The following is a 17,826-nucleotide window of genomic DNA, read 5'->3' as shown; positions in this document are numbered from 1 at the left end:
GGAAGTTACTCTTATTAGTTTTAAGCAGATGTAAGATGAAGCTGTTATCGTGTAAGCGTTCAGCTTCATCTTCCTAAAAAAATAGATGCATGGAAGAAGAAAAATTCTCTTTTAGTGGTACTTTTCAAAAAGGAAAGGAATACATAGATACACAAGTCCAGTTGGCTAAGCTTAAAGTGATGGCCAGAGGCTCTCGACTTATAGGTTCGATAGTATTAGATATCACAAAGTTGATTCTTTTTCTATTGGTTCTATTTTTCTTTTCACTTGCCTTAGGTTTTTATCTCAGCGCATTATTGAATAACTATGCTTTAGGTTTTTTCCTTACGGGATGTATTTTCCTGTTGATTATTCTTATTGTACGACTATTGGAGCCTAAAATAGAAGATCTTTTCAGAGATGCATTAATTCGTAAGCTGACAAGTAGATGGGATGATGAAGCAAAAAATGAATCGGAAACTTTAAAAGAGAATGATGATGAAAAGCATGCATAAAATAAAAAATCTGGCAGATCTTAAAGCTGAAATTGCACGTGTTGAGCTTTTAAAGAGAGAACAAGAAGGATATTTGTTGGATCAGTATACTTTGCTTAAGCATAAAATTGAGGCTCCTCGTCGTTTTTTTGGTGGTATTACCTCTGCTATTACTGGTGGAAATATGATGAAAAACGTAGTTTCTGCTGTTGGCAAGGCTGCCCAAAGTCAAGATGCTGATTGGTTGACGCGAGTATTGCAATTTGGTGCTCCTTTTGTGTTGAATTCGACCTTGTTGAGAAATGCAGGTTGGTTGAAAAAGGCGCTTGTTATGGTTGCTTCAGAGACAGCTATTGGTCAAGTAAATCAGGATAAGGTAAGCGGACTTGTTGGAAAGCTTACTAATTTTATACGCCCAAGTAAACGTAAGAAAAAACAAAAAGAGGTTGTTCCTCCTGTTATTGAAGACGAAAGCCCGGATTTCGGACTTCCGCCAAATAGCGAAACTTTCTAGGCTAAGTTTCGCTTTATAAAATCTTGGTAAGCTAAGGCAATACCCTCGCTGAGGTTTGTTTTATGCTTCCAGCCTAATGCGTGTAGCTTGCTGACATCCATTAGTTTTCGTGGTGTGCCATCAGGCTTTGTTGCATCAAGTTTTAAACTTCCCGTATAGCCTACAATTTCTTTAATCATCAACGCTAAATCTTTAATGCTAAGGTCTTCTCCCACACCAATATTAATGAATTGAGGCTCGCTGTAATTATCCATTAAAAATACACAAGCATCACCTAAATCGTCGGCATACATAAATTCGCGTAGCGGCGTTCCCGTTCCCCAAATTACAACTTCAGGACTGTTATTTATCTTTGCTTCGTGAAAACGACGTATCAATGCAGGCAATACATGTGAATTCTCGGGATGATAGTTATCATTGATACCGTATAAATTTGTAGGCATCACAGCAATGAAATCGCAACCGTATTGAGACCTGTAGGCCTCGCACATTTTGATTCCAGCAATTTTAGCAATAGCATAAGGCTCGTTTGTAGGCTCTAATGTACCAGTCAATAGATAGTCTTCCTTTAGTGGTTGTGGTGCCAATTTAGGATAGATACAGCTTGATCCTAAAAAGAGCATTTTTTTCACATGATGCACTTTACTTTGGTGAATGACGTTGTTTTGAATAGCGAGATTCTCATAAATGAAATCCGCTCTGTACGTATTGTTTGCTATAATTCCACCAACTTTTGCTGCCGCAAGAAAGACATAATCAGGTTGTTGGTCAGCAAAAAAATCGGCTACGGCCTGTTGATCCCTAAGGTCTAATTCCTGGGAGCTGCGCAAAATGAGATTGTTGTATCCTTTTTTCGTTAGACTACGCACAATGGCGGATCCTACCATGCCACGATGGCCCGCTATAAATATTTTAGCTTCTTTTTCCACGTTAAAGTATTGATTACTGCAAATATAAGTTTATTTTTGCGGACAAATTATTAGAAAATGGGTAAGGACAAGTTAAGAAAGTTTGCGGAAGTGTCCACTTTTGCCAATGTAGTGCAGTTAGAAGATGGTAAATCATATCAGGGGAAATGGGCTTCTGAATTTTTTAAAAACGATAATCCGGTCATCTTAGAATTGGCCTGCGGAAAAGGGGAGTATACCGTGAATTTGGCGAAACAGTTTCCGAACATAAATTTCTTAGGTATCGATTATAAAGGTAATCGGATTTGGAGAGGAGCAAAGACCGCCTTAGAAGAGGGTATTACGAATGTCGGCTTCCTACGCATACAAATAGAGACCATTCTTGAGCATTTTGCTGCTGGCGAGATTGCGGAGATCTGGATTACCTTTCCTGATCCTCAACCACAAGAAAGTCGTGAGAAAAAACGCCTCACAAACCCTACTTTCTTGACGAAGTACAAGTTGTTATTGGTGGAGAATGGTATCATGCACTTGAAAACGGATAACGATGGCTTCTATGCTTACACGATAGAGCAAATTGAGGCACTTTCTTTACCGAAGCATAAAGAGACAATTGACTTGTACAAATCGGACTTAGTGGATGAAGTATTGTCCATAAAGACCTATTACGAACGTAAATATCTCGCCGAAAATAAAAATATTAATTACGTACAATGGAGCTTTTAAAAAGCTCCTTTTTTTATCTCTTTATTTTAGAGATTCTTACCTTTTGTCTCCTGATTTTAGGTGCCATAACGCTCCGCTGCTGAGGTAAAAGTCTTTACTTATAGCGTTATTTCTTCCTTCTTTTTTCTATTTTTTATACAAGAAACCTTTGGACGAGTTATAGAACTTAATATATGGTTAAGGAGTCTTCTTTATGCATCTTTTTGCGGTCAACATCGACTGAGGTTTGATTGTAAAAGATGTAAAGATGATTATTGCTTATATATAGGTTTTTACAGAATTAATAGTGCGTATTGTTGCTTTTTTGTGGAGTAAATTTGATGAAATATGTTTTTCTGCAAATATTTTGGATAGCCTTTTCCTCGTCTTTTTTACTAACTAACGATTCTCATATCTTGTTTTTCGGAAAATCGTAACACAAACGCTTACATAAATGTTAACATTTGTTAAATTATGTAAGTCTTTGTTTTTCAATGTGTAAAACTTTGTTTTTTTTGTCTCAAATTCTTAGGTGGACAACTGCTTTTATAAAATGAGACAGTTTTTGGGGCTCTCGCTCCTATATTTGCGCCTGTTCTTTTTTGGGGAATACTCCCAAGAAGCTAATCAGACTATTATTTTCTTTATTATCAAATATGAATTTAAGTGTTTTACCTTTAAAAATGAGTAGTTCAATTAAGACGCCCGTCATGGCCTGTCTTTTTGTGCTAGCTCTTCTATTCAATGGACCTCTATTAGCACAGACACAAAGTAGTGTGGATGGAAGTGCGGCAGTTCCTGATTTGGATATTTGCGGAAGTGGAAAAGAGTTTTCTGTTACGCTAAAACCAGGAGGGGCAGACGTTTGTCTCGGGACGTTTGAAATTGACATTCCCATAGGCATGAACTATGTCAAAAATTCGGCTAAAATTACGGGCGCCACTCCGGGGTTTGATTTAGCAGAAGTTGTTGATGTAAGTGGACGGAAAGTCACGCTGAAAATCCCGTTAGTTTTGCGTACGGAGAGTCCTGTGATTACTTTTCAGTTGAGCGCCTCCTGTAGTGCGTTAGATCTAGGCCTTGATAAACGTTTAGTCGGTTATACATGGACTCCGGGTTGTTCAACAACCCAAACTAGAAAAGCAACGAGTAATACGATAAATCTACGTTTTGCGAAGTTAAATATTAGTATGCCTCAAATTAACCAGGCTGGTATTGGGGTGCCTGTTTCGCGTAAGATTACCATTGATAACTCCGGTAATGCGCCGATATCTAATATTTCTGTTCGTCCTACTTATGGAGCCAGCTTAGAACGTGTGTCGCACACAGGTACAAACTGGACGTATGACGCAGCAACTAATTTATATACATTTAGTGGAACACTTAATGAAGGAACTTCGGTTTCGTTTGATGAAGAAGTAAGAATTACAGGTTGTGGTAGTGGAGAGTCGTCTTATGACGCTTTTTATGGTTGTGATGAGGTGTGTGAATATGGTAGTACGGAGCAACCTGCTACAAATAATGTGGTAATCGATCGTACGAAAGTACCTATTATACGATTGACCGCTGTTAAACCAATTGTTGAATGTGTTGGACAAACGTATCCACATATTTATACCATTACAAACTCAGGATCGGCTATGGCGACAGATCTTGTGTTAAATCTTTTAGCTGGCGATAAACCAGCAAATATTACAGTTACTGATGCTGCTGGTGGTACGGTTGATGCCGCTACGAGTACGATTACCTTCGCTAATTTGGCAGCAGGTGAATCATTAACGATTAAGTTTGATCAGTTTTATCCAGCAGCTACTGATGCTGCCGACTGTAGCCAACGTCCTGATGCTTTTGACATCGCTAATACACATTATAAGTTAGCGTATGTAAATGCAGGAGCATGTGATGATAATGGAAATTCGCCAACGGTTAATTTGAGTGGAGAAACGAATCAAGGTTATAAATTTGCCTATTCAGGTAAAAATGTAGGTGAGCTTGATATTACTCACGGAGAGTCATATTTAGGTGAGATTCGTTTTGACGCTTTTGGTATACCGAAAGGTAGTTATGATGCAGATAATGCTTCTTTTAGTTTTGATATTAAAGTTTCTCCAAATTTAACAATCACTGACCTTTCTGAGGTTCACTTTATGTATTCGGGAAGAAAGGTTACTCTTCCTGCAAGTGCGGTTACCGCTGTTACTGGTGGTTATCGCGTTGTCTTAAAACCAGGAGATGTTGATTTTTGGAAAAAAGGAGAAGCGACGACTGTTATCGCGAAACAGTTGAGCCTGCAATTTCCTTTAGCGCTTGACTGTGATGCTGGTAAAGAAGCGAGTTATAGCGTGACTGGAAATTTTGACCGTGGTTATGCATGTACGCCAAGTACAGCTATTGCGTTTTCTTGTGAAAACGTGAACTTAGAAACGCACTGCCCAGATGGTGACTGTGAAGAAGGTGGATTGATGCGCGGTGTTTCTAGTTTGAAGCGTGTGAACTATGGCTACAAGGTTGATGGAGCAAAATTACCTATCCTTCAAAATGGAGAATATGTGAAATGGACTGCTACTGATAATTTATCAAGTATCAGAGAACGTTCTTTCATTGCATTTGATACATTAGAAATATCTCAAAAAGGTAAGGTTATTGGTGCAGACTTTAAACAAGCTGGATTTAAAGTAACTTATCCTGATGATTTAGATATCGTTGAAATTGAAAATAGTGGTAAGCTTATTATTAAGCGCGCTGGTCAGGCTGATCTTGTTATTGATGGCTTGTCAATTTCTTCTGGCGGAGAAAATGTGTTTTTAGTAAACTTTCCAAATTTAGATCTTAATGAAGATGACGAGCTTTTTGCTTCCTTGCGTTTGATGCCACGTAAACAAGATGCGGCAAGTGAGTTAAGATCATTCCCTACAGATTTCTGGCTTGTAAAAAATCAAGTTTCATATGGATGTGGAGATACCTATAAAGCTACAGGTGTTTATGGATCTACTATTTTATCTGTAGGTGCTGCTGATGATAAATTTAATATGGAGACTTGCGAAAGCGGAACGAGCGGTGCAGGTGTTGAAATTAAATTTGATTTAAACACATTGTCAGAAAGTGATGCTTTATTCTTAAATGAATTAAGACAGCAAGTTGTTCCTAAGAAAGTCGTATTGACTATTCCTGCTGGTCTTACTATGAGTGCTTACGTATTGGAGATTCATGGTAACAATGGTACTATCTTAAAAAATAGCTACCCAACAGCAACAGCTATTACAAATAGTACCTATACGATTGACGAGCTTGATAAAAAATTAGCAACCTTAAGAGCAGGTCGTGTTTACGACGGTCCGTTCTTAGACGAAGGATACAAAGTTATTGTTCGTCCAGTTGTTGCTATGGATTGTGCGACAAGTTTTGGAAACCAACCACAGTCGCCAAGTTTAAAAATGAATGCCGAGGTTACTGTTGTGGGTACTTTCTTTAATGATAATAAAGGATACCGCAATGAAACAAAAGTATTCAATCAAGAATTTACGGTAACGACCGATCGTAACAAATTATTGATTTCGGCTCCGGTTCGTTCTGTTAATGCATATTCTAAAGAAGTAAAATGGATTATCGAGGTGCGCAACACTTCAGGGTTCAGAAAATTTGATAATGTATGGTTAAGCAAAACGAATGTTACCGACTTAACGGTTATTCGTGCACAGGAAATTGTTTCACTTACAGATACGGTTAAAGTTGGAAATGTCATCACTGCCTCTAACGGCGAGTTAGTTTCATTTGGTGCTGTAAATCCTAACGCTACCCGTTACTTTATGCTGACGGCTACTTACCAAGATTGTGCTAGCACAAGATTAGATGTGGCATTTGGATCATCGTGTGGTGCTGCACCTACGACATATGCTGCAGGTAAAGATTGTTCGGTAGCGTTTACACAACCGTTAACATTCATTCCTCAAGATGCGGAATTCCAAATTGTATTCAAGAAACAAGGGGAAGTAGGTAAAAGACCAGCACTTTGTGAGGAGATAGAGTATATTTTAGAGGTGAATAACGCAGGTGGTGAGGCTCATGATTTAAGTATCAGTGTTCCTATTAAATCACTTGAAGGCTTAGAGTATGTGGCAAATTCGGCTAAATACAGTATCGTTTACGCTACAGAACCAGGTGCACCTGCATTTAGCTTAGTGCCGACTTTTACGAATGTAGACGGTACTTTAAAATTTGATATTCCGGCAGCGAATATTCCAAAACTAAAAAGAGGTGAACGTTTTTACTTAACCTTTAAACTTGTTGCTAAAGACTGTACATTCAAAAGTGGTCAAAGTTTCCAAGTAGCAGCTAATGGTACAAACTTCTGTGAAAATCCGGTAGCGGAGAACAGAAGAAAACCAGCTGGTTCGTCACGTATTATTATTGATGGTGCGCTAGAAGCAGAACCAACGGTAGAGTTGAGCTCTAGAGTTTCTTTAAATATTACAAACCCTAGTACACCACAAAATTTAACAGCTCAGTTTTCTAGTGTTATTAAGAATACTGGTCAGGCAAGTGGTGCTAACCCAGTTCCTGCAGGAACAAATATTACAAGTGATCAAAATTATTTCATTACGTTACCAACAGGTTGGATATTTAGAGATGGTCCGACGGCATTATTTAAAGCTAATGAAGCAACTTTCGTAAGTGAAACAAATAACCGTTACGTATTCAAATTTGTGGATAATGTAACGCCAAACAACTCATTAGAACTTAATGATGTAACGCTTGTTTATAGTAATCCTTCGGAAGTATTAGGCTGTGATCATGACTTTGGTCCGATTACACATGGTATATTTACTTTGTATAAACCAGTATCTATTTGTGCTAATCCGGTTACGGACCCGAGTTGTATGTCCGAATTGATTACAGCTTCTGCTCCACTTGATTTTAAATTAACGAAGCCAGAGAAGCCTGTTTTAAATAAAGAAGCTATTTTCTGTGTTACTGATAATGCTGAATTAAAAGATGTAGATATCACTAAAAATCCAAACTATTTCTTCTATTGGTATGAAACGGCAACGAGCACAACGCATTTGCCTGAAAATACGAAGTTAGTAAATGGTAAAAAATACTATGCAGAGTACAGCTTAATCAACGGTGGTAACTGTCCAAGCGAACGTTTAGAAGTAACGGTTCGTGTTGACGAAGTTCCTATTGTTGATGCAGGCCTTAATCAATTAAGCTACGACAGCGGTACATTTACTTTAGCGGGTACAGCTCCAGCAACTAGTAATCATGAAAGTGGTAAATGGACTGTGGTATCGACAACAGTACCAGGTGTTGTTTTTGAAGATGATACAAAATACAACACGAAAGTTACCATTAATGATAAAGCGAAGGTAGTTTTGAGATGGACATTAACAAATGCATGTGCTGCATTTGATGATGTGAACTTAGAATTCCAACGTCTTGTTGATTTGGGTATTACTAAAACGGTTGAAAATCAGAAAAGTTTATATATCGTAGGCGATGCGGTAAGTTACAAATTAGAGGTAACGAACCACGGCCCAGGTAAATTGTTTAGCGGTGATATTGTTAAAGTTCAAGAACAATTGCCTGCTGGATTAAAAGATGTTAAATATTTGTTTGAAGGTGATACATATACCGACAGAAACTTCACAGACTTTAGGTTGAAACGTGATCTTCTAGTTGGTGAAAAAATTACCATCACTGTTCAAGCAAAAGTAGATAAGGCGCTTGTAGGAGAGCCAAGAAGTCAAACAAGAATTCCATTAGCAAATAGCGTTCGCGTTTCTCCTCCAGCAGGTGTTCGTGATGAGAATCCTGCGAATGATAATTCTGCTGCAAATATTGAAGCGACACGTCAAGTTGACTTAGCCGTTTTGAAAACAGCTAACAAAACTGAGGTATTTGCTGGGGAGAATATTGAGTACGCAATTAGTATTAAAAATAATGGACCTGCAACATTTGGCCAAGGCGAGGTATTACGATTAAAAGAATTGTTGCCTGTAGCAGATGGATTAACGAATATAACTTTTAGCGCAACAAATAATCACGTTTTTAACTTCCTTGGAGAGCAACTTTCGTTAGGAAAATCTTTCGAACAAGGAGAGACAATTGTTGTGACTGTTAGAGGTACCGTTCCGGCAAACTCTAAAGTAACACAAATTGTAAACAGCGTATTTGTTGATGCTCCTGCAGGTGTAGAAGAAACGAATACGAACAATAATCAATCGTCTGTAACAACAACTGTTAAGCGTAAGGCTGATTTAGGAGTAACGAAAGTTGCCAATAAAGCGGAGGTTGTTTCAAGTGAAACATTAAGTTACACGATTACGGTAACTAACAACGGTGTAAGTACATTATTATCTGGTGAGACATTGACTCTTAATGAGCAAGTGCCAGCAGGGTTGACAAATGTGAGCTATACACCTTCTATTGGTACATACTCTCCAACAAATAAAGAGTTTACATTAGGTAGAGATTTACCGTCAGGTGCTAACTTTACCTTGGTCGTATCGGGTACGGTTCCTGCAAACTATACAGGAGCTAACTTAATCAACCGTGTAACGATTGCGCCACCAACAGGTGTTATCGATGAAAACCCAACAAATAATGAAGCTACAGTAACTACACCAGTGAAACGTAAAGTTGATCTTAATGTAGTGAAGACGGCTAACAAAACAGCGGTTATTGCTGGTGAAACGTTAACGTATACGATTACGGTTACCAACAATGGTCCAAGCACCATTTTAAATACGGAGGTTTTAACCTTCAATGAGCAGCTTCCTGCTGGATTTACAGTGACGTCTGCTACAAGTGCGAAAGGTACTTATGATGCAGCACTTAAAACCTTCACATTAGGAAGTGATTTTGTACAGGGACAAAACTTTACGCTTGTTATTGCGGGAACAGTTGATGCAAATCGTGCTGTTGGCAATTTAGTTAATACCGCGTCGGTTTATCCTCCTTCAACTATTGAGGAGACAAAACCTGGAGATAACGAGTCTACGATCACGACTCCTGTAACACGTGATGCTGACTTAGCGGTTACGAAGGTTGCAAACAAAACTACTTTAAATGTAGGTGATGCGTTGACGTATACCATCACGGTAACGAACAATGGATCGAGTACCTTATTTAAAGATGAGTTAGTAGGTTTAGATGAGCAACTTCCAGCGGGCTTTGTTCAAGATGGAGCAGTTGCGACAGGCGGTACTTACAATGCTGGTAATAAAACTTTCCAATTGGCAAGTGATTTAGCCAAAGGGCAAAGCTTTAGCTTAGTTATTTCGGGTAAGATTGCGAACGATTTCAAAGGTTCGTCTGTAACCAATACGGTTAAAGTATCTACGCCAACAGGTGTTACGGATAAAGATCCGAACAATAATACAGCTACGGTTACGACACCAGTAAAACGTGTTATTGATTTAGCGGTTACGAAGGTCGCTGATAAAACTACGGTAGTAGCAGGTGAAGCTATCACCTACACGATTACCATTGCCAATAATGGTGCTGCGACGATAACGAAGGATGAAATTCTTGCGGTTACAGAACAGTTACCTGGTGAGGCAGCACTACGCTCAATTTTTAATTCTGTAACAGGTGGACACACATTTAATTTAGCGAATAATGCATTGACGTTGAATAGTGATTTTGCTTTTGGAAACAAGATTATAATCACTGTTACGGGAGTTGTTCCTGCTAACTTTAATGGAAGTAGTGTAACCAACTTAGTTAATATCAAAGCGCCAGAAGGTATTGATGAACCAAATAAAACGAATAACGATGCTAAGGTAATTACGCCAGTTGCTCGTGTTGCTGATCTTGGTGTAACGAAGGTTGCTAACAAAACACGCGTAGTAGCTGGTGAGGCATTAAGCTACACGATTAAAGTAACGAATAACGGTCCTACTACCTTATTGCAAGGAGAAACGATTGGTTTAGTGGAAACTTTACCTGTCGGATTAACGGGCGTTACGTACTCATCGATTGGTGGTATGTATGCAGCAAATACTAGTGAGTTCTTATTATCTAGAAATTTAGCGAAAGATGAGAGCGTGACACTTACGGTGTCGGGTACAGTGGCTGCAAACTATAATGCTGCAACAATCAATAATACAGTTAAGGTGTCTACGCCAACAGGTGTTGATGATAGCAACCCTAACAACAATGAGGCTACGGTTTCTACACCAGTAGATCGCAAAGCTGATATCGCTGTTGTTAAAACAGCTAACAAAACTACCGTTGTTGCTGGTGAACCATTAAGCTATACTATTACGGTAACAAATAATGGTGTGAGTAGCTTATTAGCAAACGAGTCAATAGGTTTAGATGAACAATTGCCTGTTGATCTTAAAAATGTAAGCTATGTTGCTGTTGGTGGAACATATGATGCTACCGAAAAAACATTCAAATTACAAAATGAATTCGCCAAAGGACAACAAGTTACGCTTACTGTATCTGGTACAGTTGCGGCAGACCGTCTAGCGGGAACTATTGTAAATAAAGTAACAGTTACTGCACCGACAGGTGTAACGGATGAAAATCCAACTAATAACGAATCTGAAGTAACGACTCCAGTAACACGTGATGCTGATTTAGCGGTGACGAAAGTTGCTGACAAAACCAACCTAACGGTAGGTGATGCATTGAAATATACTATTACAGTGACGAACAATGGTTCGAGTACTTTATTAGCTAATGAAGTTGTTGGTTTAGATGAGCAGCTTCCTGCTGGATTAACGAACATAGCTTATCAGGCAACTGGTGGTACGTATAATGCGGGAGCGAAAACTTTCCAATTAGCAAGTAACCTTGCTAAAGGACAAAGCTTCACGCTTGATGTTACAGGTACTGTTGCGGTGAACTATACAGCAACAAGTATTACAAACACAGTGAAAGTATCTACGCCAGCAGGTGTTACGGATAAAGATCCGAATAATAATACCGGTACAGTGACAACGCCAGTAAAACGTGTTGTAGACTTAGCGATCGCCAAAGTAGCTAATAAAACTATTGTTGCTGCGGGTGAGGAAATCGAGTATACTATTTCTATTACAAACAACGGTGTTGCTACACTAGTAACAGGTGAGATTGTACCGGTAACAGAACAATTGCCAAATACAGCTGGTTTGACGAATGTTGTTGCTACAGCTTCGAACAATCATCACTATAGCTTAGTAGGCGGTCAGCTGACGTTGAGAAATGACTTTGCACAAGGAGATGTTATTACGATTACGGTAAAAGGACTTGTTCCACCTAAATCTAGAGAGATTGAATTGGTGAACAAAGTAAATGTAAAAGCGCCAACAGGTGTTACCGAAACAAATCCAACGAATAATGATGCCGAGGTTAAAACACCAGTAATCCGTCAAGCAGACTTAGAAGTTGTTAAAGTAGCTGATAAAGCTGTAGTAGTAGCAGGAGAGCCATTGAAATACACAATAACAATCACCAATAAAGGTACGACAACATTGTCTGCACGTGAGGTGATTGGTGTAGATGAGCAACTTCCAGCAGGATTGACAAATGTGAAATATACCAACACAGGCGGTACGTATAATGCAGCGAACAAAACGTTCAGATTACGTGACGATATGGCGACAGGCCAAAGTGTTGAAGTTACTGTTTCAGGAATTGTCGCAGCAAACTATACAGCGAAAACAATTACGAACACGGTGAGCGTAAGTACACCAGTAGGCGTAAGTGATAATAATTTAAATAACAATACCTCAACCGTAGTAACGGATGTAGAGCGCAAAGCTGATTTAGCAATCACTAAGGTGGCTAATAAAGATACAGTTGTTGCTGGCGAAGCATTAGTATATACGATTGTTGTGAAAAACAATGGTGTGAGCTCTTTAGTAGCTGACGAATTAATCGGCTTGACGGAACAACTTCCTGCAGGTTTGGTTGATGTCACTTATACGACTAAAGGAGGAACATATGACGCGACAGCGAATACCTTCAAGCTAGCGGCTGAAATGCCTAAAGGAACAAGTGTTGAGTTGAAAGTGTCGGGTACAGTTGCAGCAAACTACATTGCTAAAACCATCGTAAATAATGTAAACGTAGCGACTCCAGCAGGTGTTGATGATGACAACCCATCGGATAATGATGCTATAGTAACAACTCCTGTAATTCGCAAAGCTGATTTAGCGGTAACAAAAGTAGCCGATAAAGAAACAGTTGTTGCAGGTGAAGAGTTGGTATACACGATTAAAGTAACAAACAATGGTGTGAGCTCGTTAGTAGCAAATGAAGTAATCGGCTTAGATGAGCAGCTACCTGTTGGGTTAACCAATGTGAGCTACACAACTTCTGCGGGTGTTTATGATGCGACAGCGAAAACATACACACTAGCTGCAGAATTTGCAAAAGGTGATAGCTTTACGCTTGAAGTAAAAGGTCTAATTGATGCTACTTACACATCGAAGACTATCGTAAATAAGGTTAAAGTTTCAACACCAGTTGATGTTAGAGATGAAAACCCTAAAAACAATGAAGCGACAGTAACAACTAAGGTTGTTCGTCATGTTGACCTAGGCGTTGTTAAGGTTGCTGATAACCAAGTGACGAAAGTTACAGCTGGAACAGCACTTAGCTACACGATTAAGGTAACAAACAATGGCGTGAGTACCTTATTAGCAAACGAGATTGTTGGTCTTGACGAGCAAGTTCCAGCAGGATTAATCAATGTTAGCTATGTGCCAACAGGTGGTACTTATGATGCAGCGAAGAAACAATTCACATTAGGTGCAAACTTTGCAGCAGGTGATAGCTTCACGCTTCAAGTAGTAGGTACAGTTGCAGCGAACTACACGGCTAAAACCATCGTCAATAAAGTGGTCGTTAGTACGCCGAAGGATGTTATCGATGAGAACCCTACAAACAACGAGTCTACAGTAACTACTGAGGTAAATCGTAAAGCTGACTTAGCAGTTATCAAGACTTCTGATAAAGCAGTTGTAGTTGCAGGTCGTGAAATCACATACCGTATTGCTGTAACAAACAACGGTATCAGTAGCCTTGTGAAAGGTGAGCGTATCGGTCTAGTTGAGAAATTACCAGCAGCATTAGAAAATGTACGCTTCACATCAACAGAAGGAACGTACGATTTTGCAAAATCAACATTTACGTTAAACAAAGACTTTGTAAAAGGAGAGACAATCACGCTTGTTGTAAACGCAAAAGTGAAGTCTTCAACAGAAGAAGGTCATGTGTTAAACAACACGGTAACGGTAAGTACACCTGAAGGTGTTGAAGATGAAGATCTGACAAACAATGATGCTGATGCAATCGCTAAAGTGACACGTATTTCAGATGTTAAAGTAGAGAAAACAACAACAAGAATGGCTCCATACATTGGTATGGAAACAAACTTCACGATTACCGTAACGAATAACGGTCCTAGTGATGCAAGTGAAGTTGTTGTTCTTGAGAAGTTGAGAAGCGGATACAAATATGTGAGCTCTACAACATCGAAAGGTACATACGATGAGAAAACTGGTCTTTGGAATGTAGGTGAGTTACCATTCGGTTCGAAAGAAACCTTATCTATCACCGTGATGGTGTTGACTACTGGCGACTACGCGAACAATGCGAAAGTAGGCTTGAAAGAGTTAGATGAAGTTCCTGAAAACAATGAAGTAACGATTACGCCTAAGCCGATTCCTTCTCCACCAGTGGCGAATGATGATAAGCAAACGACGAAATCTAACACACCGGTTGACATTTTAATTTTAGACAACGATCGTCCAGGATTAACAAACAGTCCACTTGTACCAAGTTCGGTAGAGATTCTTACACAGCCGAAACATGGAACGATTACAATCGATGCAAATGGTAAAGTTGTGTACACGCCAAACCATGGTTATGTTGGTGAGGATGATTTTACATACCGTGTGAAAGATGAATTAGGATTCTGGAGTAACGTAGCAACAGTAACGATTACCGTTGTCGCTAACGACTTGTTTATCCCGAATGTCTTTACGCCAAACGGTGATGGAAACAACGACAACTTCGTGATTATTGGTATCGAAGGATTCGATCGCGTAGGCATTACCATTGTTAACCGTTGGGGTAATGAGGTGTACCGTAATGAGAATTACGACAACACTTGGAACGGTAGAGGTTTGAATGAAGGTACTTATTACTACATTATTACGACACATAAAGGCGGTAAGTCTGAAGTAATAAAAGGATGGGTATTAATCAAGAAACGTTAGGTCAACAGAAATAAGTAAAAGATGAATAAGACAATAAAATACTTTGCTTTTGGATGCATGCTTTTGTCGGGTGTAAAAACTTACGCCCAACAAAGTATCCAATTCACCCAGTATATATTTAATTCCATTAGTGTAAACCCGGCTTACACCGGGTACAAGGAAGAGTGGTTTGGTCAGATGGGATTACGTAGCCAATGGACTGGCTGGGAAGGAGCCCCGAAAACGGGTTCCATCTCCATCGATGGTGTTGTTGATCCGATCAACAAACGTCATGGTGTGGGTTTGCAAATAACAGCTGACCAGTTAGGAGCGCAATCGGCAACTTCAATTTTCGCTAACTATGCATTACGCCTTCAGTTGGATGATGAAGATAGTCACCGTTTAGCATTAGGTGTTGGTGTTGGTGTTACGCAATATGGTTTGGACGGAAATAAATTACGCTCTGTTCAAACAGGTGACGTCGTTATTCCGGCGGGTAAGCTTTCCAGCTGGAAGCCTGATATTCGTTTAGGTGTTTACTACTCTAACCCGAAATGGTATGCTGGTTTAGCCGTTCAAGATCTTTTTGCGAACGCGGCAAGTAATGATGAGTTTCGTTTCAATGAAAACTCTCTTGAAAGTTTATACCGTAACGTAAGTGCTTATTTAATCGGTGGTGCCTTATTCCAATTGGAAGAAGGCCTTCACCTAAGACCAAGTATCTTGTTGAAAGAGGATTTCAAAGGACCAACATCGTTAGACTTGAATGCCATGTTTATCTTCAACAATAAGTTTTGGATTGGTGGTGGATACCGTACACGTGCTCGTGTATTCAACCGTACATACTTTGATCAGTCGCCATTGAAGCTTTCAGCAACAAACGCGATTACAGGTATTGCACAGTTTTATGCTACGGACAGATTACGTATCGGTTATTCGTATGATGTGATGTTGAACAAGATGAGTGGTTTACAAAATGGGTCGCATGAGGTTACCTTAGGTATCACCTTCGGAAAATCGTTGCGTACCATGTTGAGTCCACGTTATTTCTAGTCTTAACCTTTTGAAAGGATAAATATGAATATTCAAAAAATAGTATTAGGGTTACTTCTTTCTGGCGCAGGACTGCTTAGCGTTCAAGCCCAAGAGCAACCAAGCCGTCGTTCAAAAGCCGATGGACTATATAATCGCTTAGAGTTTGCAAAAGCTTTACCAATGTATGAACACTTGGTAGACGTTAAAAAACCGAAAGTAAAAGATGTAGAAAAAATTGCCCAAAGTTATTTGTACTTAAAGCAATATAGCCAAGCAGAAAATTGGTTTGCACGTGCCATCACGATGGAAAAGCATACTAAAGAATCTGTATTGGGTTATGCAGAAACGTTGAAGCAAAACGGAAAGTATGCCGAAGCGAAACAACAGTTTGCAAACTATGCGACACAGTATGGTGATTCTGATAAGATTCGCATCGAGATCGCTGGTTGTGATTCTGCTGTTGTATGGATGGCAAGCCCACAACCATACAAGTTGAAAAACGAACGTGGTATTAATACGGAGCTATCTGAGTTTTCGGCAGTACCGACAGCGAAAGGTGTTCTTTATGCTGGTGAGCCTTTAAACGGAGGAACAGGAACGAGTAATATGACAGGTAACCGTTATCTGAAAGTATTCTCTTCGGATGTAAAGGCGGACAACTTAGAAGGAGCAACACTTCTTGGTTCCGACTTTAACCATGCAAGCTACCACGTAGGTCCACTTCTTCCGAACAAAAAAGAGGATGTGTTGTACGTGACGAGAACAAACCCTACCCATGAAGTGGAAATCTTTAAAGTAGATGGTACGCGTATCAAAAAGCATAATTTAGAATTGAAGATCTATCGTCAAGATGGAAACGATTGGAAGGTTGAAGATTTTGCTTACAATAATGTAAAAGAATATTCCTTAGGGCATGCTGCATTAAGCGAAGATGAACGTACGTTATATTTTGCTTCTGATATGCCAGGTGGTCTTGGTGGAGTAGATATTTGGTATAGCGAATTACAAGCCGATGGTTCTTGGGGTAAGCCTGTCAATGCAGGAACTACCATCAACTCTGCAGGTGATGAAATGTTTCCTACAATCTTTGGTACTAAACTTTTCTACTCCAGCAATGGTTTCCCAGGTATGGGTGGATTAGATATTTTCGTAGCTGAAGGAAGTAAATCGAGTTTCAAAAACCGTCAAAACTTACAATACCCAATTAACTCGGCATCCGACGATTTTTCTTTTGTTGTTGCGCAAGCGGATGATAAAGGTTCTCTAGCAGGCTACCTTTCGTCTAACCGTATTGGTGGTGTTGGTAGCGATGATATCTACTCGTTTAACTATGCGAAACCAAAAATTAAGATTCTTTTAAACGGTGTTACCTATGATAAGAAAACAGGATTAACATTAGATAACTCTAGTGTTAGCTTGGTTGGTTTGAATGGAGAGATTGTAGGGCGTAAGCTTAGTGATGGTCAAGGAAACTTTTTCTTCGAATTGGAGGCTGGTACACCTTACCGTATTAATGCAGAACATAAAGGATATATGAGTGATTCTATCCGTGTAGCGGCATTACAGCCAAAGGCAGATACTGTTATCAACGTAGCCTTATTCTTAGAACCATTATTTAAAGTAGGAGATAAGTTTGTTTTAGAAAACTTATACTATGATTTCGATAAGTTCAATATTCGTAAAGATGCATCCGAAATTTTGGACCACCTTGTTAGCGTAATGCGCGATAACCCTACGTTGAAAATTGAGCTATCAAGTCACACCGATAGTAGAGGTAGTGATAGTTACAACATGACTTTATCACAAAATAGAGCAAACTCAGCAGTGGCCTATATTATTAGTAAAGGTATTGCTAGAGATCGTCTTGTTGCGAAAGGTTATGGAGAAACAAGATTAGTGAATGAGTGTAGTAATGGGGTCCCTTGTACACCGGAGCAGCATCAAGCTAACCGTCGTACGGAAGTGGAAGTACTTGCTTTTTAACCCATAATATA

At 39.4% G+C, this 17,826-nt stretch carries 7 protein-coding genes; 6 read left to right on the top strand and 1 reads right to left on the bottom strand.

The genetic code is table 11. The annotated features are described in order from the left end of the window. Window positions 1–89 precede the first annotated feature (89 nt). Together WH223_RS13125 and WH223_RS13120 are read left to right on the top strand one after the other, a co-directional pair. A complete protein-coding gene (locus WH223_RS13125; RefSeq protein WP_340048182.1) occupies window positions 90–494 on the top strand; it encodes a hypothetical protein in 405 nt (134 codons plus the stop codon). Further along, window positions 487–987 carry a hypothetical protein gene (locus WH223_RS13120; RefSeq protein ID WP_340048181.1) on the top strand — a complete coding sequence of 167 codons (501 nt, stop codon included), beginning with the start codon at window positions 487–489 and terminating at the stop codon, window positions 985–987. The genes WH223_RS13125 and WH223_RS13120 overlap by 8 nt, the downstream gene beginning before the upstream one ends. On the opposite strand, the gene fcl is transcribed toward WH223_RS13120, so the two are convergent. After that, window positions 984–1,916 (bottom strand): GDP-L-fucose synthase, encoded by a 933-nt coding sequence (gene fcl, locus WH223_RS13115; protein WP_340048180.1) that lies wholly within the window; start codon window positions 1,914–1,916, stop codon window positions 984–986. The two genes, WH223_RS13120 and fcl, sit on opposite strands and share 4 nt — an antisense overlap. Before the next feature lie 57 nt (window positions 1,917–1,973). Between fcl and trmB the strand changes: the two genes are divergently transcribed. The 4 genes from trmB (at window position 1,974) to WH223_RS13095 (ending at window position 17,815) form a co-directional block, all read left to right on the top strand. Beyond that, on the top strand, window positions 1,974–2,621 hold the full coding sequence (gene trmB / locus WH223_RS13110; RefSeq protein WP_340048179.1) for a tRNA (guanosine(46)-N7)-methyltransferase TrmB: 648 nt from the start codon (window positions 1,974–1,976) through the stop codon (window positions 2,619–2,621). A gap of 662 nt (window positions 2,622–3,283) precedes the next feature. Next, window positions 3,284–14,818, top strand: coding sequence for a T9SS type B sorting domain-containing protein (locus WH223_RS13105; RefSeq protein WP_340048178.1), 11,535 nt, complete (start codon window positions 3,284–3,286; stop codon window positions 14,816–14,818). A gap of 21 nt (window positions 14,819–14,839) precedes the next feature. Next, complete coding sequence (locus tag WH223_RS13100) at window positions 14,840–15,850, top strand: PorP/SprF family type IX secretion system membrane protein (RefSeq protein ID WP_340048177.1); 1,011 nt, start codon at window positions 14,840–14,842, stop codon at window positions 15,848–15,850. A gap of 24 nt (window positions 15,851–15,874) precedes the next feature. Continuing rightward, window positions 15,875–17,815 carry an OmpA family protein gene (locus WH223_RS13095; protein WP_340048176.1) on the top strand — a complete coding sequence of 647 codons (1,941 nt, stop codon included), beginning with the start codon at window positions 15,875–15,877 and terminating at the stop codon, window positions 17,813–17,815. Window positions 17,816–17,826 lie beyond the last annotated feature (11 nt).

The organism is Sphingobacterium sp. MYb382 (genome assembly GCF_037572665.1).
Lineage (GTDB): Bacteria > Bacteroidota > Bacteroidia > Sphingobacteriales > Sphingobacteriaceae > Sphingobacterium.
Note: the sequence above shows the minus strand (reverse complement) of the source record. Positions and strands in the feature narration are given on the sequence as shown.